We start from the raw sequence: 26,432 nt of genomic DNA on the forward strand, positions 1-26,432 counted from the left end.
AAAAATGTTACCAAGGTGTTATAAAAAACGTTGTATAGGTTATCAAAAGATATCAAAACATATAAAAACAAATCGTTTGTAAATTATAACTTATCTTCCGAGTGTGCAATACCAACTCTTTAATTTTATATAGATTATACCCTGAAAATGGAATAAATACAAAAATAATGACTAACTTTGCAACAGTAGTAACTCAATAAAACAATTTAAACACATTAAAGTATGAATATAGGCGACAAGGCTCCCGAACTGTTGGGAACCGACCAAGACGGAAAAGAAATTAAACTAAGCGACTATAAAGGCAAGAAGATTGTGCTTTACTTCTATCCAAAGGACTCTACGCCCGGTTGCACATCGCAGGCTTGCAGCCTTCGCGACAACTACGAGCTGATGCAGAAGCGTGGCTACGCCGTAATAGGTGTGAGTGTTCAGGACGAGAAATCGCACAAGAAGTTCATCGAGAAATACAATCTTCCTTTCCCATTGATAGCCGATGTAGACAAGACACTGAACGAAACGTTTGGCGTTTATGGCGAAAAGAAAATGTGCGGCCGTACCTATATGGGCACTTATCGCACCACCTTTATTATAAACGAAGAGGGTGTGATAGAAGAAATCTTCACTCCAAAGGAAATCAAGGTGAAGGAACATGCCGAACAAATTTTGAAGTTAGGGGCGGAATAAAGGCATAATTGTGAAACAAGCACAACGAATAAGCAAAGCTACGAAGGAGAAACTCGTAGCTTTTGCTGCTTTATACGAGAACGAGAACTTTCTTGACGGCGACCCATCGTGGTTTATGCACCAAGTAGATGGCAGGCAAAACAAGGAAGTTATGGCTTTCACGGCAGCGTGTTTAAGCTACGGTTCGCGCAAGGTGTTTATGCCGCGTATTCAGTTCCTGCTCGATTGTGCAAAAGGAAATCCCTACGAGTGGATTGTCAAAGAAGGTTTTCGGCGAGATATTCCCGACAATTCCGCTTGCTTTTATCGCCTTTATACCAACCATACCATGCACTCGTTTTTCTCTGTACTTGCCGAAATGCTGAACCACTATGGCAGCATTGCCGACTATATAAAACATTTTGCAAGCGAGAAAAACGGCATAACAACCGATAAAATAGAAGCCATTGTTGCCATAGAAGCACTGTGTGCATTCTTTGCCGAACGGCAGGTAGTGGGCATTGTGCCTAAAAACACTTCGTCGTCGTGCAAGCGTATCTGTATGTTTCTGCGTTGGTTGGTGCGCAACGACTCCCCCGTCGATTTGGGAATCTGGCACGATTTCATCGACAAACGGTCGCTTGTAATTCCATTAGACACACACGTATTGCAGCAAGCAACCCACTTGAAGTTGCTGAACACCTCGTCGGCAACAATGTCGGTAGCACGCCGACTGACCGATGCTTTGCTGAAAGTTTTTCCCGACGACCCACTGAAAGGCGATTTTGCACTGTTTGGTTACGGCATAAATTCGTAGTTGCAGGGTGCAATGCTACTCCAGCAGCGTGCAATCATACTCCGGTTTAGGTAAAAAGTAGAAAAGAAAGTTGTTCATCGTACATTTTCTTATAGCATTACCTGCGCAAGTAAGCAGAAAGACAATAAAATTGAAAAAAGGCAAATTCTGTGAAAAAGATGCAGACAATTTTGGAATAGTAGTGGTTTTTCCCTATATTTGTCTACAGATATACAAAAAAGACAATCTGTTGAAATCTAAGCAAATAAGAAAAATGGGAAGAAAGTGTCTTTATATGTTATTCTTATTGTTTGTGCCTTGTTCATTATATAGTCAGACAGCACAAACTAAACTTTGGGGAAACGTAAAGAATACTTCCGGCGAAGTAATGGATTTTGCCAGTATTATAGTTGCAAATCCCCAATCGCCTAACAAGATACTCGCATCAGCATATACCGATGAGCAGGGCAAGTACCAAGTAACTGTTGGCTGTAACAGCGACAGTCTGCTGCTCCGTGTATCAAGAATAGAGATGAAACCTGTTGTCATGAAGATACCGAATCGGTCAGGAGAACATAATATTGTAGCAGATGCAAAGACCATTGAGCTAAGAGAAGTTACCGTTAAGGCTAAAAAAGTATATTCGCGGGGCGATACTATTAATTACAATGTGGCTTCTTTTCTTTCCTCATCTGACCAATCCATTGCTGACGTACTGAAGAAAATGCCGGGTATTGCGGTAGCAAAAAATGGACAAATATCTTATCAAGGTAAGCCTATCAAGAACTTCTATATTGAGGGACTCGACTTAATGAAAGGACATTATAATATAGCCACGAACAATATCGACCCCAAAAATGTAGGAATGGTGCAGGTATTGGAAAGCCATCAAGACATAAAAGCACTGAAAGGGCTGCGTCCCGAAGAACAAGCCTCTATCAATATTCGCTTAAAAGCGGGCGTAAAAGGCGTATTCAACTTAATTACGACGCTTGGAAATGGCTATGGTAACAACACCTTATGGAACAATGGTGCCATTGCTACCTATTTCAAACGCAACAATCAGTTTCTTTCTACTTACAAGGGGAACAACACAGGCGAAGACTTATCGCAGGAACTCTACTCTTTTGATAACGATTATTCACGCACAAATGCAATTTCCGGCATCACAATGCCATCGGCTCCTGGCATCGATAAACGCTTTTACTATTTCAATCACTCCCACAATGCGACATTCAACAATGTTTACCGGATTGGTAAATCGGGAGAATTGAGTATCAATGCAGCATATCTCTATGACAAAGACGAACGCAGCAGCTGGTCAAATACGAGCAATATGCTTCCTGACGGTTTGCGGAATGTGGTTGAAGAGACTATGGCAGGAACGGCTAAACAGCAAAAAGCGTATGGCGACGTATCCTATCTCAGCAATAGCGAGCATCGCTATTTGAAAGAACAAGTGAAGTTCGATTGGAGCAAAACCAATGCCGATAGCCGAATACTGGCAGGCAACAAAGCTATTGAACAATTCGGAAAAATAGATTGCTATCGTCTTCTTAATAAACTGCATCTTACCAATCGCAACTCTGAATATCGGGGTTACGAATTCATTTCTCTCGTTAATCTTGAAAAACGACCTCACCATCTTACAGCTCTTCCTAATCTTTTCTCAAATATTATTGTAGATAATACATTACACCAGCAGGTAAATGTTCATAACTTTTCAACGGAAAACAGCTTCAGTTTGCTCTCTGCATGGAGAACAGGCAACATTAGTTTGCGTCCTTCTGCTACGATAGACTTTCAGCACAATGCGCTGAACAGCTCGCTTGCAAGTTTCCGAAACGATTTAAACTTCAACCTTTTCAATGCTGGAGTTGGTGCGGAGGCTACATACGACATCGGCAAACTATACGCCTCTTTATATTTACCGATAAGATACAAGCACTTCCAATTGACTGATTTAACAATGGAACGAACAACAAAAAAGTCTCGATTGCGCTTGGAACCCCATCTAAATGTTACTTATCGTATTAATGGAAGCCACGAATTAAGCTTGAAATCCGACATTTCATACTCAACTCCTGTCATTGAAAATCTGTACACCAACAATATTCTAACCTCGTACCGACAGCTCTCGGCATACGATGTTACAGGCTTGTTCGAAGGGTTAAACCAATATTATACTTTTGGCTACTCATTCAAAAATATTCTTTCGATGAGTTTTGCGGGTATAGACTTCTCATTGTATCGACAGTGTCCGGAGGTGCTTTATGGTTCATATTATGACGGTATCGCTGAACGCACCATCAGCCAATACACAAATGAGAAAGCCAATACATTCATTACGAAAATCCACGGTAGCCAAGGTTTCGATTGGAAACGGCTGAAAATCGGAGCGTCGCTGTCTTATTCGCATTACGACAATCCGCTATTGGTGCAAAATACGCTATTCCGTTATATGGGCAATGCTATATCGTCAAATGTTGATATAAGCCTTACACCATTCAAATGGCTTACCACTTCGTATCAAGGAGAGTACTATTGGACAAGCACCAAGCAGCAAGGTTTTCAACGCCAACCTTGGTGGTGCTCGCTGAACAACGCCACTTCTTTAAACTTCACACTGCCCGGCGACATTACGTTTTCAACTTCTTTGAATCACTATTACAATAAATTCAGTAGCGGCGATAAATCTTTTCTCTTACTCAATGCCGAAGCAAAATATGCCATAAAGCGTTTCAGCTTTATACTGTCATGCGACAATCTGTTCAATTGCGATACTTACTCATATTCCAATATATCGGCACTTACAGAGTCAAGGTCGATATATAACATTCGCCCCCGCAGTGTTTTGCTGAAAGTAAGATTTAGAATAATATAAATAAATATAGATTGTGAAACATCTTTCCATTATTGTCTGTATGCTTGTTTCGCTTACAGCACAGGCGCAAGTTACTACGCCGTTTCCGCAAGAGCTTCGAAAAAGTACTGTCATTGATACGGCGTGCTATAAAATTACGTACAATCTGAAATACAAAAACCACCCTGCCGACAAGATTTATATTGACGATGTACGCAATGTATATATTGGCAGAAACTACATAAAAGATTTCAGCGACATCATATTTCACTTTGATTCACTTTGCACAGAAGAGTCTAAACGTGGGGCTACGGCACTGTCCAATATTCAAGGAACGCCATTGCCAATAGAGTTAGTGTTTGAAAAGGCAGGCAGAAAGGCAGATATAAAATACCGCATGCCATTAAAAACCGGTGTTCTGACGTATCAGCAAGATGTGTCGCAAATGGATTGGACTTTCACAGAAGAAACCGATACCATACTTGGATATCCCTGTTCCAAAGCTACCACGACGTTTGCCGGCAGAGATTACACAGCTTGGTTCTCTACAGAAGTACCTCTACCTTTCGGACCTTATAAGTTCGGAGGATTACCGGGCTTAATATTAAAGATACAAGACAATGAATTGCAATACATCTGGGAAGCAATAGGGTTTGAAAAAACGAATGCTCCCATACTGAAATATCATTATGACGGAGAGAAGAAATGCTCTGCAGAAGAAGCAAACAAAACCATTGCCCGCATATTCAAATCGCCATTTTCCTTTATAACAGCAAGTATGGGAGGGGGTAAAGTAACCATAATAGGTAAAAATGGGAAGCCTCAAGAATCGACCAATTCCGATGCTTACTCCATTTCATACAAAGCTTTGGAACAATAAAATTGGGCAAATAAAACACAAGTTATTGTTGCAATCTAAGGCAAACAAACCGCTCTTTTTTGTAAAGAAAAACTTATCGGAAAAACGGTAATTTCAATTTGGCATTGCGAAAGCGGCTGTTTTGCAACGCAAAACCTACGCTTTTACGTTGCAAAACAGCCGCTTTTACAATGCAAAACAATAGGTTTTGTAATACGTTGATAGAGAGGTGGTTAGACGAAGTATATCTTTGTGAAAAATATTTACAACAATCTTGCTTTATTTCCTCCTATATAAAGAGATGTGAAGATGAAATAAAATAGGGGCGAAAAGCCTCTTTATGCACAGAAAGATGTATATTCGGAAAGAATGAAAAAAAGAGCGGAACCTATAAAAGAGTTCCGCTCTTGTGTATTTTATTGCTTCTTCTGTTTCAAAAAGAATTAGCTATACCTTAATATCTGACCTTGTACAAGTTTTGTATATACACCCAAGTGGTTCAGTTTGCACAACTGTTCTTTGCTGATACCGTGCTGGCGTGCTATTGATTCGAGTGTTTCGCCTTCCGTTACCTTATGGTAGAGTATTTGGTTGCTGCTTGTTTGCTGTGCAACCGAATTACGGCGAGAAGAGAAATCGGTGTTAGCCGTGTTATTGTTGTTGAAAGTTGTATTGCTGCGTCCTACACCTTGAATGTTCTCGCGCGAGTATCCAGGGCTTGCTGCGGTGCCGCGAAGTGCTGTCGCACGTACCGATTCGCTGTCCAATGTCTGTCTGCGGAACACGTAGAAGTCGCCCGTTACGTCCTGATTAGGGAAGTCGAAGAGCAGCGCAGGGTTAATTGCAACGCCTGCCAAACGTGTTTCAAAGTGGAGGTGAGAACCCGTAGAGCGTCCTGTGTTGCCACCGAGTGCGATGGGTTCGCCTGCTCTTACAGTCTGGTTTGCGTGGACAATCTGCTTTGAAAGGTGTCCGTAGTATGTTTCCAAACCGTTGTTATGGCGTATGATAACATATTTTCCATATCCTCTTGCATCATATCCTACGACACGAATCTTGCCTGAGAAGGCTGCTCGTATGGTGTCGCCGATATATACTTTAATGTCAAGACCTTTGTGAACACGTCCCCAACGGCGACCGTAGTTACTGGTAACAACTCGGCTTGGAGTAGGCATGTGGAAGCCACGCAAGTCGATTTTGTAGACATCGGGTAGGTATCCTTGTGCGTGAGTCTTTGATGTGCTCCAGTCGCTGTAAAGCATTGAAGCTGGATTTTCTATTTCTTCCGACTCTTGCAAACGGTTAATAACGATTGTGTCTAAAGCTTTTGCGCGTCGGTCTACAGGTGATTGGCGTGCAATCAGGTCTTGTGCGCACACGGGTGTTGCTACAAAACCCAACAAAGCCGATAAACCTAACGTTCTTACAATTTTCTTTAAAGTCATTATCTATTAATTACTATTTCGATTTCTATTAAACTGGAACAACCATTGCTGTTTCCAATATGTTGCTCTTAAATAGTTGAACAATACAAAAGGCCAACTAAATAATTCAAGAACGCTGCAAAGATAAGTAAATTCTCCTAAAGTCTTTTCCCTCTTAACAGTTTTTATTGTATCTAAAAATCAGCGAGTTGCCTTCGTTATATATTTGTATATTTACGTTTTATCCCCCTGTATTAGGCGTTTCAAGTCCTTTTTGAAAAACGTGTTTACGAAATAGCAGCCCAGTTGATATTAGCTTTTCTTAACTCTTTCAGCCTGTTCCATAGTAAGTTATATTCACTTTTTGAGCAGGTTGGGTCGTTGTCTATTATCTTCTTAGCCTCGTCGCGGGCAAGCTGTACCAACTGTCCGTCGCGGGCTATATCGGCAATTTTCAAGTCGAAAGCTATTCCGCTCTGCTGTGTTCCTTCAAGGTCGCCAGGGCCGCGGAGCTTCAAGTCGGCTTCGGCAATCTCGAATCCGTCGTTCGTATCGCACATTATGTCGATGCGCTTGCGCGTTTCGGTGGTTAGTTTTTGGCTCGTAACCAATATGCAATAGCTTTGTTCGGCACCTCTACCCACTCTGCCACGCAGCTGGTGGAGCTGCGACAAGCCAAAGCGTTGCGCATCTAAGATTACCATTACGCTGGCATTGGGCACGTTTACACCTACTTCTATTACGGTGGTGGCAACGAGTATCTGCGTCTGTCCTTCCACAAAGAGTTTCATTTCGGCTTCCTTTTCCTTGTCTTTCATCTTGCCGTGAATCTTGCTCATCTTATATTCGGGAAAGACTTCCTTCAGTGCCTCGTAGCCGCTTTCAAGGTTTTTAAGGTCTATCTTTTCGCTTTCCTTTATCAAAGGAAACACAATGTAGACCTGTCTGCCTAAGTTTATCTGCTTGCGAATGCCGTCGTAAAGGCTCGTTGTCTGCGTGTCGAACTTGTGAATGGTTTGTATCGGCTTGCGTCCAGGAGGCAGTTCGTCTATCACGCTCACATCTAAGTCGCCGTATATGGTCATTGCCAAGGTGCGCGGAATGGGGGTGGCAGTCATTACAAGTATGTGCGGTGGGTTCTCGTTCTTGCTCCACAGCTTTGCACGTTGTGCCACACCGAAGCGGTGTTGCTCGTCGATGACAGCCAAGCCGAGGTTGTTGAACTGCACCTTATCTTCTATAATGGCGTGCGTTCCCACAGCAATGTGAATGGAACCGTCGATGAGTCCGTCCATTACTTCCTTGCGCTTCTTGCCCTTTACGATGCCTGTGAGCAACTCTATGCGTATGTTCATACCCCATAAGAGGTCTTTTAGGGTCTGTAAATGCTGTTCGGCAAGTATTTCGGTGGGTGCCATCAGGCAAGCCTGAAAACCATTATCGACGGCTATGAGCATAGACATAAGCGCAACAAGGGTCTTTCCCGACCCTACATCGCCTTGCAAAAGACGGTTCATTTGCTGACCGTTTCCCATATCGGCACGTATTTCTTTCATCACCCGCTTTTGTGCATTGGTAAGTTCGAAGGGCAGGTTGTGCGAGTAGAACCAGTTGAACTGTGTGCCAACGGTTTTGAAATTGTAGCCACGATACTTACGACGGTGGTCGCTGGCATACCTTAATATATTCAGCTGAACGTAGAAAAGCTCTTCAAACTTTAGGCGAAGCTGTGCTTGCTGCGTATCTTCCACCGATTTGGGATAGTGGATTTTGCGCATCGCCTCGTCGCGGGAGATAAGGTGCAGGCGTTGTGTAATGAAGTCGGGTAGGGTTTCTGGTAATGGCGTTGCCAACTTTTCGATAAGCGTTTTCGTGAGTTTTTCGACGGCGTGCGATGTCATTCCCGACTTCTTCATTTTTTCGGTGGTCGTGTAAAACGGCTGCATACCCATATTGTTGAGCTGCAATTCCGAAGCGTCATCTATGTCCGGGTGTGTGAATTGAAAGCGTTGGTTGTACAAAGTGGGCTTTCCAAACACCACATACTCCTTGCCTATGAAATAGTTCTTGTAGATATATTGCGTTCCGTTGAACCAAACGAGGTCGCAAACGCCGTGCCCATCGGTGAAATGAGCGACGATACGCTTCTTCCGTCGCCCCATGTCGAACTCTTCAAAGCTAAGTATATGCCCCTTGATTTGCACAAATGGCATGTCGGGAACAAGCTCCGAGATGTGGTAAACCTTTGTGCGGTCTACATATTTATATGGATAGTATTCCAGCAAATCGCGGTAAGTGCAGATGCCGAGTTCTTTTTTCAGTATCTCTCTGCGGCGCGGTCCCACCCCTGTCAGGTACATTATGTCTTGTTGGAGTATATCCATTTGGGTTCTTTGAACTTGTTTTTATTTTTCTTTTACAAGTATTTCGGCCAGTTTTAAGTCTAACGGTGTTGTTATTTTAATGTTCTCTCGGTTGCCTTCTACTAACGAAATCTTGCAGCCGAACTGCTCCATAACGGTGGCATCGTCGGTGAACGACTCCTGAAAAGGCTGTGCAAACGCCATTTTAACCATAGCAATGTTGAACACCTGCGGCGTTTGTACGCTGCGATAGTTGGCACGTTCCACGCTTTTGGTGTTGCCGTTCTTTTCCATTACGCGCAAACTGTCGGTTATGGGCATCACTGGCGTGGCTGCACAAGTGCGTTGTGCCTCGTCATAGCATCGCTTAATGGTATCAACCGATACGAAAGGGCGAACTCCATCGTGGAATCCAACAAGTCCGTCGTCGCCTTCTGGAATCAGCGATAAACCGCTTTTTGAGGATTCGAAGCGTGTTGCGCCACCGTCAGCAATCTGATGTTCGATGGTGAAAGCGTGCTTTTCGCATAGTTCCTGCCACATTTCCTGTTGGTCTTTAGGTAGTACGAGGATTATTTTCAGAGCCTTGTCGTACTCGTGAAAACGCTCAATGGTGTGCATTAACACAGGCTTTCCGCCAATGGGAAGAAACTGTTTGGGCAGTTCGCTCCCCATTCGTAAGCCCTTTCCGCCTGCTACAATGACGATGTAATTCATTGTTGAATGAAGTTTTGTGGATTGTTTAATGAAGCTTTATAAGTTCCGAAACCAGCATTCCGTCCCTTACTTCCTGTGCTGTTGCTGTAGAAGTGAGTTGCTCCAAGATAGCAAAACCATAGATAAACGCCGCTGCAGGACCTTTTCCAGTGGTAATGTTGCCGTCTATCGTGCAAAGTTCGCCAGTGTGTTCAGCACCTGTCAGTCGTTTTTCAAAGCCAGGATAGCAAGTAGCACGCTTCTCTTTGAGCACGCCCACAGAGCCTAAAACCATTGGTGCAGCACAGATTGCACCCAACCGTTTGCCTTTTTCGTTCTGCTCAACGAGCAGTTTGCGCAAGCCTTCGTGTAAGTTTAGGTTTGCTGCGCCAGGCATTCCGCCAGGCAACATAAGTATATCTGCGTCTGAGAAATCATCGATTTCATCGAACAATAGGTCTGCTTTTACCGTAACTCCGTTTGCCGATTCCACCATTAAACTGTCGGAAATACTTACTGTTTTCACTTCAACGCCTCCTCTGCGGAGAATGTCTACGGGTGCTAAAGCCTCAATATCTTCAAAGCCATTAGCAAGAAATTCGTATGCCTTTGCCATATATTTTTCGTTTAAATCTTTAACATTCCAACTTATTTCGTTATTTTTGCAAAAGAAAACGATTGATTAAGACTTTTTGGCACAATCGCCATAAAGATGCTTAACAATACGTTTCGCTGCTTAAAAACCCAAATGCAAATATACAATATAATTCACAATTTGGCGAAAAAGTAGCATAGAAAAGATTTATTATGGGCAGCATTTGAAGGCTGGAACATATTTAAAACAGAATATTTATGGCAGGTAAGAAACTTAGTTTTGCTATTTTTGGCAGTAACAGGCAGGCACTTGAAACCGCTTATATATGGGAAGTGCTTGACTATCTTACCGAGTGCGAAGCCCAAATCTTTATCGAAGAGCGTTTCTATGAGAACCTTTGCAAGGTTTTAAACAAAAAGGTGGAGGTGTCGGGAGTGATTAAAGGGGAAGACTTTAATACCGACTATGCCATCTCTTTGGGCGGCGACGGCACGTTCTTGAGGGCTGCCAGCAAGGTGGGAGCGAAGAAAATACCAATCATCGGCGTAAATATGGGACGCTTGGGCTTCCTTGCCAATGTGCTGCCGAGCGAGATTAAAGAGACTTTAGACGATATATACAATGGCAATTTCGACATCGACGAACGTTCGGTTATCAAGATTGAATCGGAAAACGAAGCGATAGAAACCTATCCTTACGCCTTGAACGATATATCCATATTAAAGCGCGACAACGCTTCGATGATTACAATACATGCCAGTATCGACGGCGAATACTTGGTAACGTACCAAGCCGACGGTTTAATCGTGAGCACACCAACAGGCTCTACGGCTTACTCGCTGTCGAATGGTGGTCCTATCATCGTTCCGAGAGGAGGCATCTTGAGCCTTACACCTGTTGCACCGCACAGTTTAAATATTCGTCCTATCGTGCTTAGCGACGATGTTGAGATACGCTTGGAAGTGGAAAGCCGTAGCCATAACTACCTTGTGGCTATCGACGGACGCTCTGAAACGTTAGAGGAAAGTACAGTATTAAGTATTCGGAAAGCACCTTTCGTTATCCGAATTGTAAAGCGTCGCACCCACAGCTACTTCTCTACACTGCGCACAAAGCTAATGTGGGGTGCCGACTTACGGAAATAAGAGGAAGCAATAGAGCCGAATAGCAGAGGCAATAGAACTAAGAAAGCAAATGAGGATTAAAGCACTTTTCAACACTCCGAAGACCAAATACGGCGCGAAAGAAATATTTCGATGGCTGTGGCGTGCCTGGCGAGGCAACCGATTGCAAGCTGTGCTCAACGCAATAGTAGGACTTTTAGGCGTGGTAGTATCGCTTTCGTCGGTGTGGGCTGTGCAACACGCCATCGATGTCGCATCGCACGAAGTTGAAGGCAGGATTGTTATAGCCGTACTCCTTATGGGAAGCCTCATACTGTGCAACTTTGCCTTGAACATTGCATCGGTTTGGATTCGCAACATCTTGGGAATAAAAGCCCAGAACCGCATGCAACAGAAGTTGCTCGACCGCATTTTGCGTTCTAAATGGAACGGGAAGGAAAGCCATCATTCGGGCGACGTGCTGAACCGATTGGAGATTGATGTGGCAAACGTGGTGAACTTCCTAACCGAAGTTATCCCCAACTCGCTTTCAACCTTAGCACTCTTCGTCGGTGCCTTCGGTTATCTGTTCTTGATGGATTGGCGTTTGGCAAGCGTTATTGTCATAATGATTCCCATTTTCATACTTTTCAGCCGCATTTATGTAAGGCAGATGCGCCATCTTACGAGCGAAGTACGCACATCAGACTCGAAAGTGCAAAGCATTCTGCAAGAAACCATTCAGCACCGTATGCTTATAAAGACCTTGGAAGGCGACGGAGCGGCTGTCGACAAGTTGGAAGACACGCAGAGCGTGCTGCGAAACAACGTGGTGCGTCGCACAAAATTCTCGGTGTTTTCTTATCTTGTGCTGAACTTAGGCTTTTCCATAGGCTACCTTATCGCCTTTACTTGGGCTGCTGTCAGACTTTCGGCGGGCACATTGACTTTTGGCGGTATGACGGCTTTCCTGCAATTGGTGAACAAGATACAAAGTCCTGCACGCCAGCTTACGCACCTCGTGCCCCAGTTTGTGTCGGTTTTCACGGCTGCCGAGCGATTAATGGAGTTGGAGGAAAATCCTTTGGAAGAACAGGGCGAACCCATCGAAATGGCATCACCGTGCGGTGTGCGCTTCACCGATGTGGCTTTTGCTTACGAAGACTCGGAAGACAACGTTATAGAACACCTTAACTACGACTTCTACCCTGGCTCTTGCACGGCTATCTTGGGCGAAACAGGGTCGGGAAAAACCACTATGGTGCGTATGATTTTAGCACTTTTGCAGCCCAATAGCGGTAAGGTGGAAATCTACAATAAGAAAGAAAGCCGCGTATTGAGTCCGCTTCTGCGCACCAATTTCGTGTATGTGCCACAAGGAAACACGCTTATGAGTGGCACCATTCGCGACAATCTGCGACTTGGAAAGATAAATGCCACCGACGAGGAAATGTCGGAAGTGCTGAAACAAAGTTGTGCCGACTTCGTGTTCGACCTTCCCGACGGACTGAACACGCAGTGCGCAGAGCAGGGTGGAGGGCTCAGCGAGGGACAGGCGCAGCGCATTTCTATAGCACGTGCCCTGCTTCGCAACCGCAGTATAATGCTTTTCGATGAGGCTACATCGGCACTCGACCCCGATACGGAGCGAGAACTCTTGCAGAATATTCTATCGAAGCACAATAAAACCATAATATTCATTACCCATCGCCCTGCCGTGGTGGAATATTGCGACCAGACCATAGAGGTGAAAAAGCAACATTCGCACAGAGAATATATAAAGAAGGGCGCAGGCGTAAGCCACAACCAACAGATAAAAAACAATTAAAGAGAAATAAAATGAAAAGAACTATTCTATCGGCAATGCTTCTTTTGGCTACTTTCGCCACCGCTATGGCGCAAGACTTAGACAGCAAATATGCCACAAACCTACTGAAGTCAGGAACTGTTGCTCCCGATTTCACACTGCGTACAGCTGACGAAAAGGACATAAAACTACGCGCATTTCGTGGCAACTACGTTGTTTTAGACTTTTGGGCATCGTGGTGCTCTGATTGCAGAAAGGACATTCCAGCGATGAAACAGCTTTGGAGCGACTTTATGGACTACAACGTTCGCATCATCGGTATATCGTTCGACACGAGCAAAGAGGCTTGGGTGAACACTTATTGGGACAAATACCAAATGAATTGGACACAGGTGAGCGAACTGAGGAAGTGGAAAAAGGAAACCAAGATAGACCGCTTGTACCACGTAGACTGGATTCCAACGATGTATCTGATTGACCCGAACGGAAGAATCGTGTTGGGTACGGTAGAGATAGAAAAGCTGCGTGCCACCTTGGAAGAGCTAAAGCCCCAGCTGAAGATGTCGTCTGCCGATGTTATGCCTGCCTACGTGGGCGGCAACGAGGCTATGGAACAATACTTGAAAGAGTACCAACTCTACACCTTGCAGACGCGCAAGATGCGCATCGGTGCCAAAGTGGAAGTGTCGTTCAGCATCGAAATGGACGGAACGGTTACAGGTGCACGCGTTCTGAACGTTGCAGACTTGAAGGCAAACAGTCCTAAATACGATAAGCTAACCGACGAAAAGAAAGCCGAAGTAATGGCTGCTGCTACCGAACACTTCCGCAAAGAGGCTGTCCGCTTGGTAGAACACATGCCGAAATGGACACCTGCGCTGAAGAACGAGCGTCCTGTAAAGGAGAAAATGACCATCACTGTAGAGTTCGACCCTTATTATAAAGGTCCTAAGAAATAAGATTTTTCCGAGAAGCGAGGCAGGTTGCGTATGGCAGTTCAGCTTGTTTTCCTGCCTTGAATTAAAAGAAACGGTTTCTTTCATTGTTGTTTAAGTCGGGTGTTAAACGGCACGAAAGCTACCGATTGAGCATATAGGGGCGTGATTCACCACTTTCCTGACACCGAAGAAAAAGTAGGTTGGATATAAGGAACGTGGTGAATTGCGCCCTTACGTATAGGCAGTGGTTTTAGCTAAAAACAGCCGTTATTTTGTAAAGATAATTTTATTGAAAATCGGTAATTTCGGTTTGGCATTGCGAAAGCGGCTGTTTTGCGATGCAAAACCTACGCTTTTACCGTGCAAAACAGCCGCTTTTGGAACGCAAAACAATAGGTTTTGCAACACGTTGATAGCGAGGTGATTATGCAATAGTTTCGCTTGTGAAAAATATTTACATACATATTACCTTCTTTGCCTATATATAATGAGGTGTAATTTTACCTCAGAGTTGAAGCAACATACACCCAAAGTAGCTGGCAAACGGCACCGTAACGGTGCTTTCTGCATATTGGCAGCGAGATTATAACTCTTCTCGTACAGTTTCATATCTGCTCATTCCTAATAGCATAGAGTTCGTTTCAAACTCACGTTATTGTTAACTTTTCACCATTTTTATCTGCAATTAGATATAAATTAAGTATATTTGCAGTACAAACAAAGTAGAAAAGCATGGCTATTAACTACAATAATAGCAGGAAATTGAACGAGGCAATAAGATGGCTGTACGTCTTGCTGCTGACACTTATCACCTTAAATAGTTGCCAAAAACAAACCACCACATGGTCGTTATCGGAGAAAGAATATCATTATAATGAACGCCTGTCGGCACTATCTTCCGACAAGGAAGGCTATTGGGTGGGCAGCGAGACGGGTGTGGTGTGGTATGTAAATGGCGAGAAACGCCAACGCTTCGATACAGGATTAGACCGCATCTACGACCTTGAACGCGATTCCCAACACCCAAATATGCTCTGGATTGCCTCGCGAAATGCAGGATTGCAACTCTGGGAGATAGTTTCCGATACGCTGATTCATCGCTCCACCTACGATATTCCATGCAAAGGAAACCGCTATTCGCCTTACAATGTTGATATTGCGGATAGTATTGTCTTTGTTGCTACATCGCAAGGACTCTATGCCATGCCCACTGATACTGCGCAGGCACGGCTCACATTGCTCTTTCCGTCGGCACGGTCATGCACGGCAAACACGGGAGAACCGTTTCTCGTCAATAGTCTGTGCCATACGCAGCAATGGCTCTTTGCCGCTACACAGAACGGTATCGTGGCTCTCAATCTGCCTTCGCGCCGTATCAGTATGCGGCATCAAGGACAATATTTCCGCCAAGTGGCTGTCTATGACGGTAAGCTCTACAGTCTTAGCGACAGACAACTGACCGTCGAAGAGCCTGATGGCAAAGAGAGCAGAACCATCAACCTGCCTCAGCCTGTGCTGGCTTTCTACAAGGTAGGTGCCACATATTACTTCGTAAACACTTCGGGTATCCTCCTTTCGGAAGATTTACATCGCTTCGTAAACGTTCCGCTGTACCATAAAATACCGTCGAACTCGCATAAAATCGTTATTCCCGATGACGGAACAGACTTCTCTGTGCTGCTCACGGAGAATGCCGTATGGCACATTCCGCACCATTTAGGTGTTCTCAACGGCAATGTGTCGATTATTGCTGCCTGCTGCGATAACGGTACTTTCTTCTATGTGAACAGTCGGCACGAACTCTTTCGGCAACAGAATAGAGAGAAGGAGGCAAGGAAAATCTATGATTTTGAGAAGAACGACCTCCCCATTGAGATGTGCGCCATGGGGAATGACATCTTTTATTATAATGCAAACAACCAGCTCTGCAGGCTGACAATAGGAAAGAATTATCTCATTAACCAGCTCTTTGCTCGTTCAAAGGTGCTCTATCAGCCCAAGACAGGCATCACGACGATGGTCTTGCAAGCTGCACGGAAGCGTATTCTGTTGGGTGTGCAGGATAAGTTCCTGTCGATAAGCACACAGAATGGGCGCATCGACACGATAACCTGCATGAACGATAAGTATATCACTTCTTTCTTTCAACCACAGGGAAGCGACGAGTTCCTACTCTCCACGCTGAACCACGGTGTATTCGTTGGCAGCGGTAATAATATGAAACTGATTCCTGAAACGCAGAAAAAGGTCTTCATCAACAGCGTGGTGGCTGGCAGTGGAAGTATGCAAAGCCTTATCTTGCTTACCAATCACCAACTACAGATAATGGGTGGCGATTCTCTGCGGGTTGATGGCTGCAGCAGAATCTTTGCCGTTAATGACAGCATTATCTACACGTTACCCGAAACAGGTATCCATAAATACATTGTACGAGGCAAACGACTGACCGATGGCGGCACTTTCTTTGCTGACATACGGTTCAATTCTAAGGCTTCTTTTGTACAGAACGGTAGTTTCTATGTAGGGTCCGACCTCGGCGTGTTGCGCCTTCAGTCAGGCACGGAAGAGAAAGCATCGTGGATTGTTTTCAATGGCGATGTGCCCAATTTGCGCTTGTTGGGTCTTATCATCATCGGTATCATTTGTATCATTATAACTGCCTTGGCAGGATATATTCGCCAACGCCGTTTGCAACATCAACAGTTACAGGCAAGAAAAGATGACCTACACCATCGTTTGGAAACGCTCTCTGCAATGCACGCACGGCTGAACGATACGAAACGCAACGCCATAGACGCTATAAAACAAGAGATTGACGACATCAACACCACCTCGCAGGGTATCCATACTGCCAATAAACAGATTGCAAAGCTATCTGCACGCATCGCCAGACTGAATCGTGATACCGCACTGAAGATGGTTCATTATCTCAATGAACAGATAGAACGCATCAATCAACTTGATGTTTATGACTGCCCTGCAATGATTGAAGCCTCCGAACAGGCACGTAATTCCGAAGAGATAGAGGAGATTCAACAGCAATGTAGCAGAAACGAGGTATGGATTAACCACATAGAAGAACTCGAGGAACGACTGGAGAAGTTCCGCCGTTCCACAGAAGGAGCACTCATTCTTCCTGGTTTGAACGATGGAATGGAACATCAAGTCCAACGTATCATGGACGATTTGCGATGCCAACCCTTAGCGGAGATATACAAGAACTTTATATACGTGAAGAAGCAATACGAGAATATCTTCACCGAAAAAGGATTTGCGGTCATTCAACGCTTTGTTACTGCAAGCCGTTCACAGCTGCAAGGCATGCAACACATCACCAGTTATACCCACATGGCGAATGCTTTACTGACAGAGATAAGTGAGATAGAACGCAATATGGACAGCAGAGACCGCATACTGTTGCTACGTTCGTTGGAGATTATCGACGAACGCATGAAGCAAATGCAAATCTTACAGAAGTTGCAAACGCTGATGCAAATGTTTATGGAGGTGCACGAACGTGTGATAAAAGAGAATGAGGAACGACGCATAAAGAAGTTCGACCTCAAACTCTTCGCCGATATTAGCAGTGCAACGCGCGACATCACTGACCAGATAGCGGAACTTACCAACGACTTCTTCATATCTTTCAGCACTGCCGACAACGAGGTGAGCGACGGATTGTTCCGCTTCACAGCTGCCAACAGCCAACAAGTGCGTGTATTGACTCTCCTGCTTGCGATGCCAAAAGTAAAACGTACCCTGCTGCCGGGTATGTTAGGAATGTATGGAAACCTCAATCCTGTTGTCAGTCGGCTCTATCACAGCAAGATTGGAGACAATCGAGAGGCTCTTGAAACCTATTGCACACGTTGTCCTGCAAGTATTGTTCATTATATTTTAAAACTTTCTGAATAGTCATAGTGTTGGCTTTCAGTATGTTATGATAGTTGCATTTGGTTGTTTCAACGGAAATAATCAAATGCAACTTTTTATATCACTCTTTTCTCTTAACTTTGCAGCAGAGTTCTTAAAAGAATATTTTTTAAACTTTTAAATTAAAAACCAATGACAAAAAAGACTTTACTTGTCGGTTTACTGGCTATGTTCTCAGTAACGACTTTTGCACAGAATGCAGCAAAGAAAATCAAAGACGCACGTACCAATCCAGACCTTTACTATCTTCAAGATGGCCAACAGACAAGTTCATTAGAACTTCTTCCAACTCCTCCACAGCCAGGTAGTATTCAATTCCTCTATGATGAAGCACAGTATCAGTGGGGAAAGATGCAGCGCAACACACCACGTGGCGACCAGGCTGTTGCCGATGCGCGCGTTGGTGGAGACGGTGTGCCTAACGCTTTCTCTGAAGCTTTTGGTATCAAAATCAGCAAGGAAACAACACCAGAGATTTATAAGCTTGTGCTGAATATGCGCGAAGACGCTGGCGATTTAGCAACACGCAGTGCTAAAGACCATTATATGCGTGTACGTCCATTCGCTTTCTATAATGAGATGACCTGTAATCCAGAGCAGCAACAGGAACTGTCAACCAATGGTTCTTATCCTTCAGGACACACTGCTATTGGTTGGGCAACGGCATTGGTACTTTCCGAGATTAACATTGACCGTCAGAATGAAATCCTTGAGCGTGGCTACCAGATGGGACAAAGCCGTGTTATCTGTGGTTACCACTGGCAAAGCGACGTTGATGCAGCACGTGTAGTGAGTGCTGCTGTCGTGGCTCGCCTGCATGCAGACCCAGCTTTCCAAGCTCAGCTGGAGAAAGCTAAGAAGGAGTTTGCCAAGTTGCAGAAAGAAGGCAAGGTTGCCAAGAGCACTTTCAAGGCAGCAAACTAAGTCATAAGGAGTTACAGAAGGCTTTACTTCCGTAACTCCTATATCAAGGCATTTCAGCTTAATACCAAAACAAAAAGTAAACTAATATAAAAGATAGACCAATGAAAAGAATCATACTTTTCGCCACTTGCAGCTTAATGGTGTGCGCAGGTGCCTTCGCTCAACAGAAAGAAGAGCCGAAGTTAGTTGTTAAGCCATCAGGACGTATTCTCATGGACGCAGGTGCAATGCACTCAACCGACAAGACCGTTGATGCTCTGCTCAACGATGGTGCTGCTATTCCTGATGCTCGTATCGGCTTCAGTGCCACATACGATAAGTGGAAAGTAAAGGTTGATGTGGGCTTTGCACGCCAGAGCTTGTCGCTGAAAGACGTCAATCTCGACTACAAAATAAACAATGACGAATTGCTTCGCTTGGGCTACTTTGTTCATCAGTTCGGTTTACAGAGTGCAACATCTTCAAGCTTCAAGATTTCTATGGAAGAGCCTTTGGCTAACCAAGCTTTCTTCAACAATCGTCTGATAGGTGCGATGTATGTGCACACTGCCGACAAGTTCCACGCTACAGCATCTCTCTTTGCTGAGAACGATGCGATGAAGATGACCACCGACAAACTCGGCAATGAGGCGTGGGGAGCGATGACACGTTTGGTATGGCACCCACAGATAGAGCGTGGAAAGATTTTCCACTTTGGTGTCAGCGGTGCTTACGAGTCGCCACGTTATAACAAGAATGCGGCCAACAGCCACAGTTCATACACGCTGAGAGCTCCGTTCCCAACACGTATTGCAAATGTCAGTGCGCAAGAAGCAACCATCACCGATGCCAAATCGCTGTGGAAATTCTCTCCTGAACTGACTGCCGCTTTTGGTAATCTCGGCATAGAGTCGCAATACTACTATGTTGCCATCAAGCGTGATAACGCCCTGCCTAATTACAAGGCGTGGGGTGCTTATGGCAATGTCCGCTATTTGCTCAAAGGACAAGGTTACACCTATACCAAGAACGACGCAGGTATAGCTACACCAGACCCAGGTGCAATGGAGCTTGTTGCTGCTTACAACTACTCAACATTGACCGATAAGAACGCAAACATCTTTGGTGGTAAGGTAAATGACTGGTCGCTGACCTTCAACTACTACATCAACAAGTATATGATTTGGCGTGTACGTGCTTCTATCACTCGTGCAACAGAGAATATGGCATTCGCTGACAACACCGTATCAATGCTTGAGACACGTTTGCAGATTAAGTTCTAAACTACTTGACGAATCAGAGCAACAAAACCAATACATTGCTTGAACTCGATATAAGAAAGTAGTTTGAAAAGTTATAGAAGTGAGATGTTTATTTGTAACTATTCGATTTATCAATATGAAGTTACGAAAAAACATCTCACTTTTATGATGATTATAATCTAACAGCCTTAGCTAAAAACACCCATTGTTTTGTAAAGATAATTTCTTTGAAAAACGGTAATTTCGATTTGGCATTGCGAAAGCGGCTCTTTTGCGATGCAAAACCTACGCTTTTACCGTGCAAAACAGCCGCTTTTACAATGCAAAACAATAGGTTTTGCAACACGTTGATAATGAATGGGTTGAGCAATAGGAACTCTTATGAAATATATTTACACTGCAACAACTCTTTTTTCACCCTTTAAAGTAACGCCATTCCTATAAACTTTACCGAAAGAAATAAAAATTAAGAGTTGATTTTCATAACGAAAACCAACTCTTAATTTTTATCAGTGAAATATCAAATAGCCCAATCAAGTCCAACCTTTGGGTCGTATTAGCCATTTAAAAAGGTAAAAAACTCATTTCTCCTACCGACTATAATACGAGCTTCGCCTCTCTTTCTGCTCTACAACAGATTTTCTTGAATAGCTTTGCTACTATCCTTTCATATTAGAGAGAATACGTTTAAAGCCTGAATCATCACGAAGTCCGTCCCATCTTTTATCTTTCTCCACCATTTCGACAGAAACTTCACTTCTTGAAAGAGAACGCTCCAAACACTTCAATGCTTCTTTTTTCTTGTTTCTTACGGCATAAAGACAAGCCAAATTGTAGAACTTACCTCCATTCTTAATAGCCTGTTGATACTTTTCAAAGGCTTCGTTATATAGTTTTTCAGCTTCATTGCCAGATTTTAACTGAGCCAGCCCACTTAAAGCTATCCCCCAATTGTCATATGCATTATGGTAGTCTGGCTTAATCTGTGTTGCCTGATGATACTTCTCAAAGGCAGCGTTGTATAGTGCTTCAGCTTCGACACCAGACTTGGTCTGTGCAAGATTGAATAAAGCAGCTCCCCAATTGTTATATGCTTTATGGTCGTCAGGCTTAACCTGTGTCGCCTGATGATACTTCTCAACGGAATCCTTGTATAGTGCTTCAGCTTCGATACCAGACTTGGCCTTTGCAAGATTGAATAAAGCATTTCCCCAATTATAATATGCCTCATAGCCATCAGGTTTAAGCTGTGTCGCATAATGATACTTCTCAAAGGAATCCTTGTATAGTGCTTCAGCTTCGACACCAGACTTGATCTGTGCAAGATCGCTTAAAGCAACTCCCCAATTGTTATATGCTTCATGGTCATCAGGTTTAAGCTGTGCCGCATGACGATACTTCTCAAAGGCAGCGTTGTATAGTGCTTCAGCTTCGACACCAGACTTGATCTGTGCAAGATCGCTTAAAGCATTTCCCCAATTGTTATATGCTTCATAGTAATTAGGTTTAAGCTGTGTCGCATAATCATACTTCTCAAAGGAATCCTTGTATAGTGCTTCAGCTTCGACACCAGATTTTAACTGCGCCAGCCCACTTAAAGCTATCCCCCAATTATCATATGCATCATGGTAGTCTGGCTTAATCTGTGTTGTCTGATGATACTTCTCAAAGGCAGCGTTGTATAGTGCTTCAGCTTCGACACCAGACTTGGTCTGTGCAAGATTGAATAAAGCAGCTCCCCAATTGTTATATGCCTTATGGTCGTCAGGCTTAAGCTGTGTCGCATGATGATACTTCTCAAAGGAATCCTTGTATAGTGCTTCAGCTTCGATACCAGACTTGGCCTGTGCAAGATTGAATAAAGCATTTCCCCAATTATAATATGCCTCATAGCCATCAGGTTTAAGCTGTGTCGCATGATGATACTTCTCAAAGGAATCCTTGTATAGTGCTTCAGCTTCGACACCAGACTTGATCTGTGCAAGATCGCTTAAAGCAACTCCCCAATTGTTATATGCTTCATGGTCATCAGGTTTAAGCTGTGCCGCATGACGATACTTCTCAAAGGCAGCGTTGTATAGTGCTTCAGCTTCGACACCAGACTTGATCTGTGCAAGATCGCTTAAAGCATTTCCCCAATTGTTATATGCTTCATAGTAATCAGGTTTAAGCTGTGTCGCATAATCATACTTCTCAAAGGAATCTTTGTATAGTGCTTCAGCTTCGACACCAGACTTGGTCTGTGCAAGATGGGCTAAAGCATTTCCCCAATTGTTATATGCTTCAGGGAATTTAAGCTTTAATTCAGTTGCAGCCTTATATTCTTTTAAAGCATCTAAGTTTTCTCCAGCTAAATTATGCTTTAACCCTATGTTGAAGTGATTGTTTGCCTCTCTCTCTAAAAGGAGTAGTTGTCTTTCATTCTGATTCTGTACTTTCGAAAGTTTCTTTGTAAGAGAATCAATTTCTTTTTCAGACTCTTTAAGTTGTTCTGAAAGCATCTTCTCTTGAGGACTTTTCTCTGCTTCTGCAACCTGCTTAATCTCTAAAAGTTGGTCTATAACCTCTGGAATTTCTGTATAAGAAGCAACCTTAATAGAAGTTAGGAAATTAAGAGAATCCTCTAACGGCTTATCGGTTATGATATAGTGTTTTTGGTCGTAGATACCTTGAATCCTGTTGATTTCCTTAAAAATACCATTAATTTGAGGGTCGCCTAAACCTGTTCCAATAAAAAGGAAGGTTTTATTGGATATGAGAATTCTCAAAGTATGTAAAGCATGTTCTGCCTCTCGCCCTTTGTCATCATAAAGACCATCATAATCTGATGGAAATAAGACCATAGAGTCTATGCCATCTATGCAACCATGCAATTTGAACAAAAAGACGGAATCTTTCTTCACTCTGTTTAGCTCGTAATCTTTACCCTTATATGCTTTTATTTCTTGGAGTTCAGGAATGGCTTTTTCAAAAGCTTTATCATAATTGGTAGTAATAATCTTTGTTGATAGGCTGAACAACTTTTTATGAAAAGAAAAATCATTCCCCCCTCTCAATGTGAAATAGTGCTTAACAAACCCACCAATTTCTCTTTTACTTATTCCTTTTTTTTCTAATATCTTAAGAGTTTCTATCGGCTCTAATGCATCGCAAATTTGTTTCAGTTCATCTGTGATGTCTCCTTCCGTAATCAGATGAGAAGTTATAGATTTAACCATTTTACCCCATCCTTCAAGAGATTCGTTGTCCGTGTTTTTTAAGTCCCAAGATAAACCAGCACCAATGAATAGTACTAAATCATCTGCTTCGATTGCTTTTTTTAATTCAGAAGGTATATTTACCATAGTTTTATTATTTATTTTATACTGTGTAACTACTATTATAAAGGTAAATTCGTGTGGTATAAGGTCTGAAGAGCCATTCGGAAGTTAGGCTAACAGATTTTCATACAGATGCAAAGATAATAAAAAATATTAATATCGAGAAAGGGTTTCACGAATTAATGCGAGCTTGGTAGAAAAAAGTGATTTTGAAAGATTGTAGAGATTATAAGGTGTTCAGCTAAGGTTCCACCCTTCAGCAACACAGCCTGCGCTGAAAGCGCAGGCTGTGTTGTTATGTCTGTTTATGCAGGCAAGTTTGCCTAATATATATTGTATGGTGCTTATTGCTTGTTTACGTCCTTGATAATCGTTACCGACAGTGCGCCAGCAACAAGGGCAACGCCTGCCACAATCATCATATTGCTTTGCACAGAACCTACAAGATGCAAGATGACACCGCCAAGGGCAGCTGCGATAATCTGTGGTATGCAGATGGTTCCGTTGAACAAACCAAGGTAAGCACCCATGTGTCCGTAGCCTTCGAGCGCATTGGTAACGAAGGTGAAAGGCATGGCAAGGATTGCTGCCCAAGCACAACCGATGAGTAGGAACGGAACGAACATAACGTATTGGTCGTGAACGAAAGAAGCCATTACAAAACCTATACCACCCAAAACGAGCGAAAGACTATAAGCCAACTTGCGGTTTTTGAACATTGGCAGCACCATTGCCCAAACCACCGAGCCTATGGCTTGCACGGCAAAGAGTATGCCCACCCAGTTGCCAGCTTCCTGATAGCTTAAAGTTGCAGTAGCATTGCTGGCTGTCATATCTACGCCCCAGCAGTTGGCAGCTATCGTTCCGTTGGTATAAGTCCACATATACATAAAGGCAAACCAAGAGAAGAACTGTACCAATCCAACCTTCCAGAAAGTGGCAGGTGCATTTTTCAAGAGGTGTATCCAGTTGGATTTCGACTCGTTGTCGGTTTCTTTCAGGTTGTGATACTCCGCATATTCCTTCGGTGGCATCTCCTTTACCTTTGCTGTAGTGTAGAGTACACACAGAATAAGAATGGCTGCACCAATGTAGAACGAATAGATTACCGAGTCGGGAACCACGCCTTTCGGTGCTTCGTTGGCAATACCAATGGCAGTAAAGAGGAAGGGGAACACATAGCCCGCTAACGAACCTGCATTGCAAAGAAAACTCTGGATAGAGTAAGCCAAAGCCTTCTGCTTTTCGTTTACTTCGTCGCCCACGAGCATTTTGAAAGGTTGCATCGCCATATTGATGCTCGTATCGAGAAACATCAAAGAGATTAAGCCGAACACCATCGCCGTGGAAACAGCCATACCGAACGAGCCTGCATTCGGCAAAAGGCACATAACGAGGACGGCAACAGTAGCTCCGACGAACAGATAAGGTATGCGGCGACCGAAGCGTGTCCACGTCTTGTCAGACAATGTTCCTACAATCGGTTGCACAATAATGCCCATCAACGGTGGCAAAATCCAGAAATAGCTCAGGCTGTGTGGGTCGGCACCCAATGTTCCGAATATGCGTGAGATGTTTGCGCTTTGCAATGCGTAAGCTATTTGTACGCCAAAGAACCCAAAGCTAAGGTTCCATAGTTGCCAGAAACTTTTGTCGGGGCGGGTTTTTAATTCTTTATTCATAGTTGAAAGTATGTGAGTTGCGGTTTATTTGTTGTTGATTTATGTCTTGTCGTTATCGTGTTGTGCCTCGAACAATGAGCCTTGTGCGCACTACACGCTTCTCGATAGAGTCGATGGGGAGTACGCCCTCCACCTTATTTATAAGTATGCTTGCAGCTTCTTCGCCCACACGTACACCACGTTGCTCAACCGTGGTCAGCATCGGGTCGCACGCTACGGCACGCTCGCAGTTGGTGAAACCACAGATGGAGACATCTTCGGGAACACGTAGCCCCATTCGCTTGCACGAATAGAGAATACCAATGGCTGTGTCGTCGTTCACGGCGAAGAAACCATCGGGAGGGTTTGGAATGCTCATAAGGTCGGGCGTGATAGACTCTGCATCGCTGCGGTTGTCGCACATACGAATGAGTTGTTCGTCGGGCTGTATGCCGTGTTTCAGCAAAGTATCGCGATAACCGTTGTAACGGTTCTTTCCGATTTCCAAATTCAACGACAAGCCGTAGTAGGCTATGCGCCTGCACCCTGTATTAATAAGGTGGTTCACGGCAGAGAGCGCACCTATGTAGTCGTCAATGACCACACGGCTGGCATTCACGCCTGTACTCATACGGTCGTAGAAGACAAGCGGAACATTCTGGTCGATAAGGAACTGGAAGTGGTCGTACTTGGCTGTGTCTTTCGCTTGCGATACGATTACACCGCAAACTTTATTCTCATAGAACGACTTGCATATCTCTACTTCCCGCTCATAGCGTTCGTCGCTCTGGGCAACCATTAGCTGATAGCCACGTGCCGAAGCCTCTTCTTCGATTCCTGCCAATATGGAAGAAAAATAAAAATGCGTAAACTGTGGCACGATTACACCAATAACTTTCAGCGATTGCACTTTGCTTTTGCGCAATGCTTCGGCTATGATATTCGGAGTGAAGTTGTGCTCACGGGCATAACGCTTTATTTCGTCCCTCTTCTCAGCAGAAATGCGTGGACTATCCTTCAGTGCACGCGAAACAGTGGCAACGGAAACGCCAAGTTCCCGTGCAATATCTTTCATCGTAACACTTCCATTTTTGACCATAATTCCGTGAGTTTGATTTCTGTTTTTTGTTATTGCTATGGCAAAAATACACATTTTTACAAAAACGTTGATACAAGTCAAGAATTTATTATTGCATTATTAATGCAAACGTTTGCACATTTTAATTAACGTTTTTAATGGATAAAA

General features: G+C 43.8%; 18 protein-coding genes. 10 read left to right on the forward strand and 8 right to left on the reverse strand.

Annotated features, from left to right (window positions below; genetic code table 11):
* Positions 1 to 222 precede the first annotated feature (222 nt).
* The 4 genes from bcp to BWX39_RS02625 all read left to right on the forward strand — a co-directional run bounded on the left by bcp (position 223) and on the right by BWX39_RS02625 (position 5,202).
* Complete coding sequence (gene bcp / locus BWX39_RS02610) at positions 223 to 684, forward strand: thioredoxin-dependent thiol peroxidase (RefSeq protein WP_028906308.1); 462 nt, start codon at positions 223 to 225, stop codon at positions 682 to 684.
* Between the two features lie 10 nt (positions 685 to 694).
* The gene (locus BWX39_RS02615) at positions 695 to 1,480 is read left to right on the forward strand and encodes a TIGR02757 family protein (RefSeq protein ID WP_028906309.1); all 786 of its coding nucleotides are present in this window, start codon (positions 695 to 697) and stop codon (positions 1,478 to 1,480) included.
* A 253-nt stretch (positions 1,481 to 1,733) separates the two neighbouring features.
* Positions 1,734 to 4,343, forward strand: coding sequence for a porin family protein (locus BWX39_RS02620; RefSeq protein ID WP_028906310.1), 2,610 nt, complete (start codon positions 1,734 to 1,736; stop codon positions 4,341 to 4,343).
* A gap of 13 nt (positions 4,344 to 4,356) precedes the next feature.
* Positions 4,357 to 5,202 (forward strand): GLPGLI family protein, encoded by an 846-nt coding sequence (locus BWX39_RS02625; protein ID WP_028906311.1) that lies wholly within the window; start codon positions 4,357 to 4,359, stop codon positions 5,200 to 5,202.
* A gap of 422 nt (positions 5,203 to 5,624) precedes the next feature.
* Here the strand turns inward: BWX39_RS02625 and BWX39_RS02635 are convergent, their stop codons facing one another.
* The 4 genes from BWX39_RS02635 to BWX39_RS02650 form a co-directional block, all read right to left on the reverse strand.
* The gene (locus tag BWX39_RS02635) at positions 5,625 to 6,626 is read right to left on the reverse strand and encodes a peptidoglycan DD-metalloendopeptidase family protein (protein WP_028906312.1); all 1,002 of its coding nucleotides are present in this window, start codon (positions 6,624 to 6,626) and stop codon (positions 5,625 to 5,627) included.
* Between the two features lie 266 nt (positions 6,627 to 6,892).
* The gene (gene recG / locus BWX39_RS02640; RefSeq protein ID WP_028906313.1) at positions 6,893 to 8,989 is read right to left on the reverse strand and encodes an ATP-dependent DNA helicase RecG; all 2,097 of its coding nucleotides are present in this window, start codon (positions 8,987 to 8,989) and stop codon (positions 6,893 to 6,895) included.
* Positions 8,990 to 9,010: 21 nt separating this feature from the next.
* On the reverse strand, positions 9,011 to 9,685 hold the full coding sequence (locus BWX39_RS02645; protein ID WP_028906314.1) for a 2-C-methyl-D-erythritol 4-phosphate cytidylyltransferase: 675 nt from the start codon (positions 9,683 to 9,685) through the stop codon (positions 9,011 to 9,013).
* Between the two features lie 25 nt (positions 9,686 to 9,710).
* Positions 9,711 to 10,280: a DJ-1 family glyoxalase III gene (locus tag BWX39_RS02650; protein ID WP_028906315.1), complete on the reverse strand. Its 570-nt coding sequence runs from the start codon at positions 10,278 to 10,280 to the stop codon at positions 9,711 to 9,713.
* 236 nt (positions 10,281 to 10,516) lie between these two features.
* Between BWX39_RS02650 and BWX39_RS02655 the strand changes: the two genes are divergently transcribed.
* From BWX39_RS02655 to BWX39_RS02680, 6 genes are all read left to right on the forward strand, one after another.
* Positions 10,517 to 11,404 (forward strand): NAD kinase, encoded by an 888-nt coding sequence (locus tag BWX39_RS02655; RefSeq protein WP_014708923.1) that lies wholly within the window; start codon positions 10,517 to 10,519, stop codon positions 11,402 to 11,404.
* Positions 11,405 to 11,453: 49 nt separating this feature from the next.
* Entirely contained in the window at positions 11,454 to 13,190 is a 1,737-nt protein-coding gene (locus tag BWX39_RS02660; RefSeq protein ID WP_028910955.1) for an ABC transporter ATP-binding protein, read from the forward strand.
* Positions 13,191 to 13,201: 11 nt separating this feature from the next.
* Positions 13,202 to 14,128 (forward strand): redoxin domain-containing protein, encoded by a 927-nt coding sequence (locus tag BWX39_RS02665; RefSeq protein ID WP_028906316.1) that lies wholly within the window; start codon positions 13,202 to 13,204, stop codon positions 14,126 to 14,128.
* Positions 14,129 to 14,839: 711 nt separating this feature from the next.
* Positions 14,840 to 18,022: a coiled-coil domain-containing protein gene (locus tag BWX39_RS02670; protein WP_028906317.1), complete on the forward strand. Its 3,183-nt coding sequence runs from the start codon at positions 14,840 to 14,842 to the stop codon at positions 18,020 to 18,022.
* A gap of 150 nt (positions 18,023 to 18,172) precedes the next feature.
* On the forward strand, positions 18,173 to 18,964 hold the full coding sequence (locus BWX39_RS02675) for an acid phosphatase (RefSeq protein WP_028906318.1): 792 nt from the start codon (positions 18,173 to 18,175) through the stop codon (positions 18,962 to 18,964).
* A gap of 101 nt (positions 18,965 to 19,065) precedes the next feature.
* The gene (locus BWX39_RS02680) at positions 19,066 to 20,226 is read left to right on the forward strand and encodes an OprO/OprP family phosphate-selective porin (RefSeq protein WP_028906319.1); all 1,161 of its coding nucleotides are present in this window, start codon (positions 19,066 to 19,068) and stop codon (positions 20,224 to 20,226) included.
* Between the two features lie 151 nt (positions 20,227 to 20,377).
* Here the strand turns inward: BWX39_RS02680 and BWX39_RS12750 are convergent, their stop codons facing one another.
* From BWX39_RS12750 to BWX39_RS02705, 4 genes are all read right to left on the reverse strand, one after another.
* Positions 20,378 to 20,575: a hypothetical protein gene (locus tag BWX39_RS12750; RefSeq protein ID WP_036860868.1), complete on the reverse strand. Its 198-nt coding sequence runs from the start codon at positions 20,573 to 20,575 to the stop codon at positions 20,378 to 20,380.
* Positions 20,576 to 20,864: 289 nt separating this feature from the next.
* Complete coding sequence (locus BWX39_RS02695) at positions 20,865 to 23,549, reverse strand: SIR2 family protein (RefSeq protein WP_081378429.1); 2,685 nt, start codon at positions 23,547 to 23,549, stop codon at positions 20,865 to 20,867.
* A gap of 320 nt (positions 23,550 to 23,869) precedes the next feature.
* Complete coding sequence (locus tag BWX39_RS02700) at positions 23,870 to 25,207, reverse strand: SLC45 family MFS transporter (RefSeq protein WP_028906320.1); 1,338 nt, start codon at positions 25,205 to 25,207, stop codon at positions 23,870 to 23,872.
* Between the two features lie 52 nt (positions 25,208 to 25,259).
* The gene (locus BWX39_RS02705) at positions 25,260 to 26,285 is read right to left on the reverse strand and encodes a LacI family DNA-binding transcriptional regulator (protein ID WP_028906321.1); all 1,026 of its coding nucleotides are present in this window, start codon (positions 26,283 to 26,285) and stop codon (positions 25,260 to 25,262) included.
* Between the last annotated feature and the right edge of the window lie 147 nt (positions 26,286 to 26,432).

Origin of the sequence: Prevotella intermedia ATCC 25611 = DSM 20706, from assembly GCF_001953955.1 — a bacterium.
Classification (GTDB): Bacteria; Bacteroidota; Bacteroidia; order Bacteroidales; family Bacteroidaceae; genus Prevotella; species Prevotella intermedia.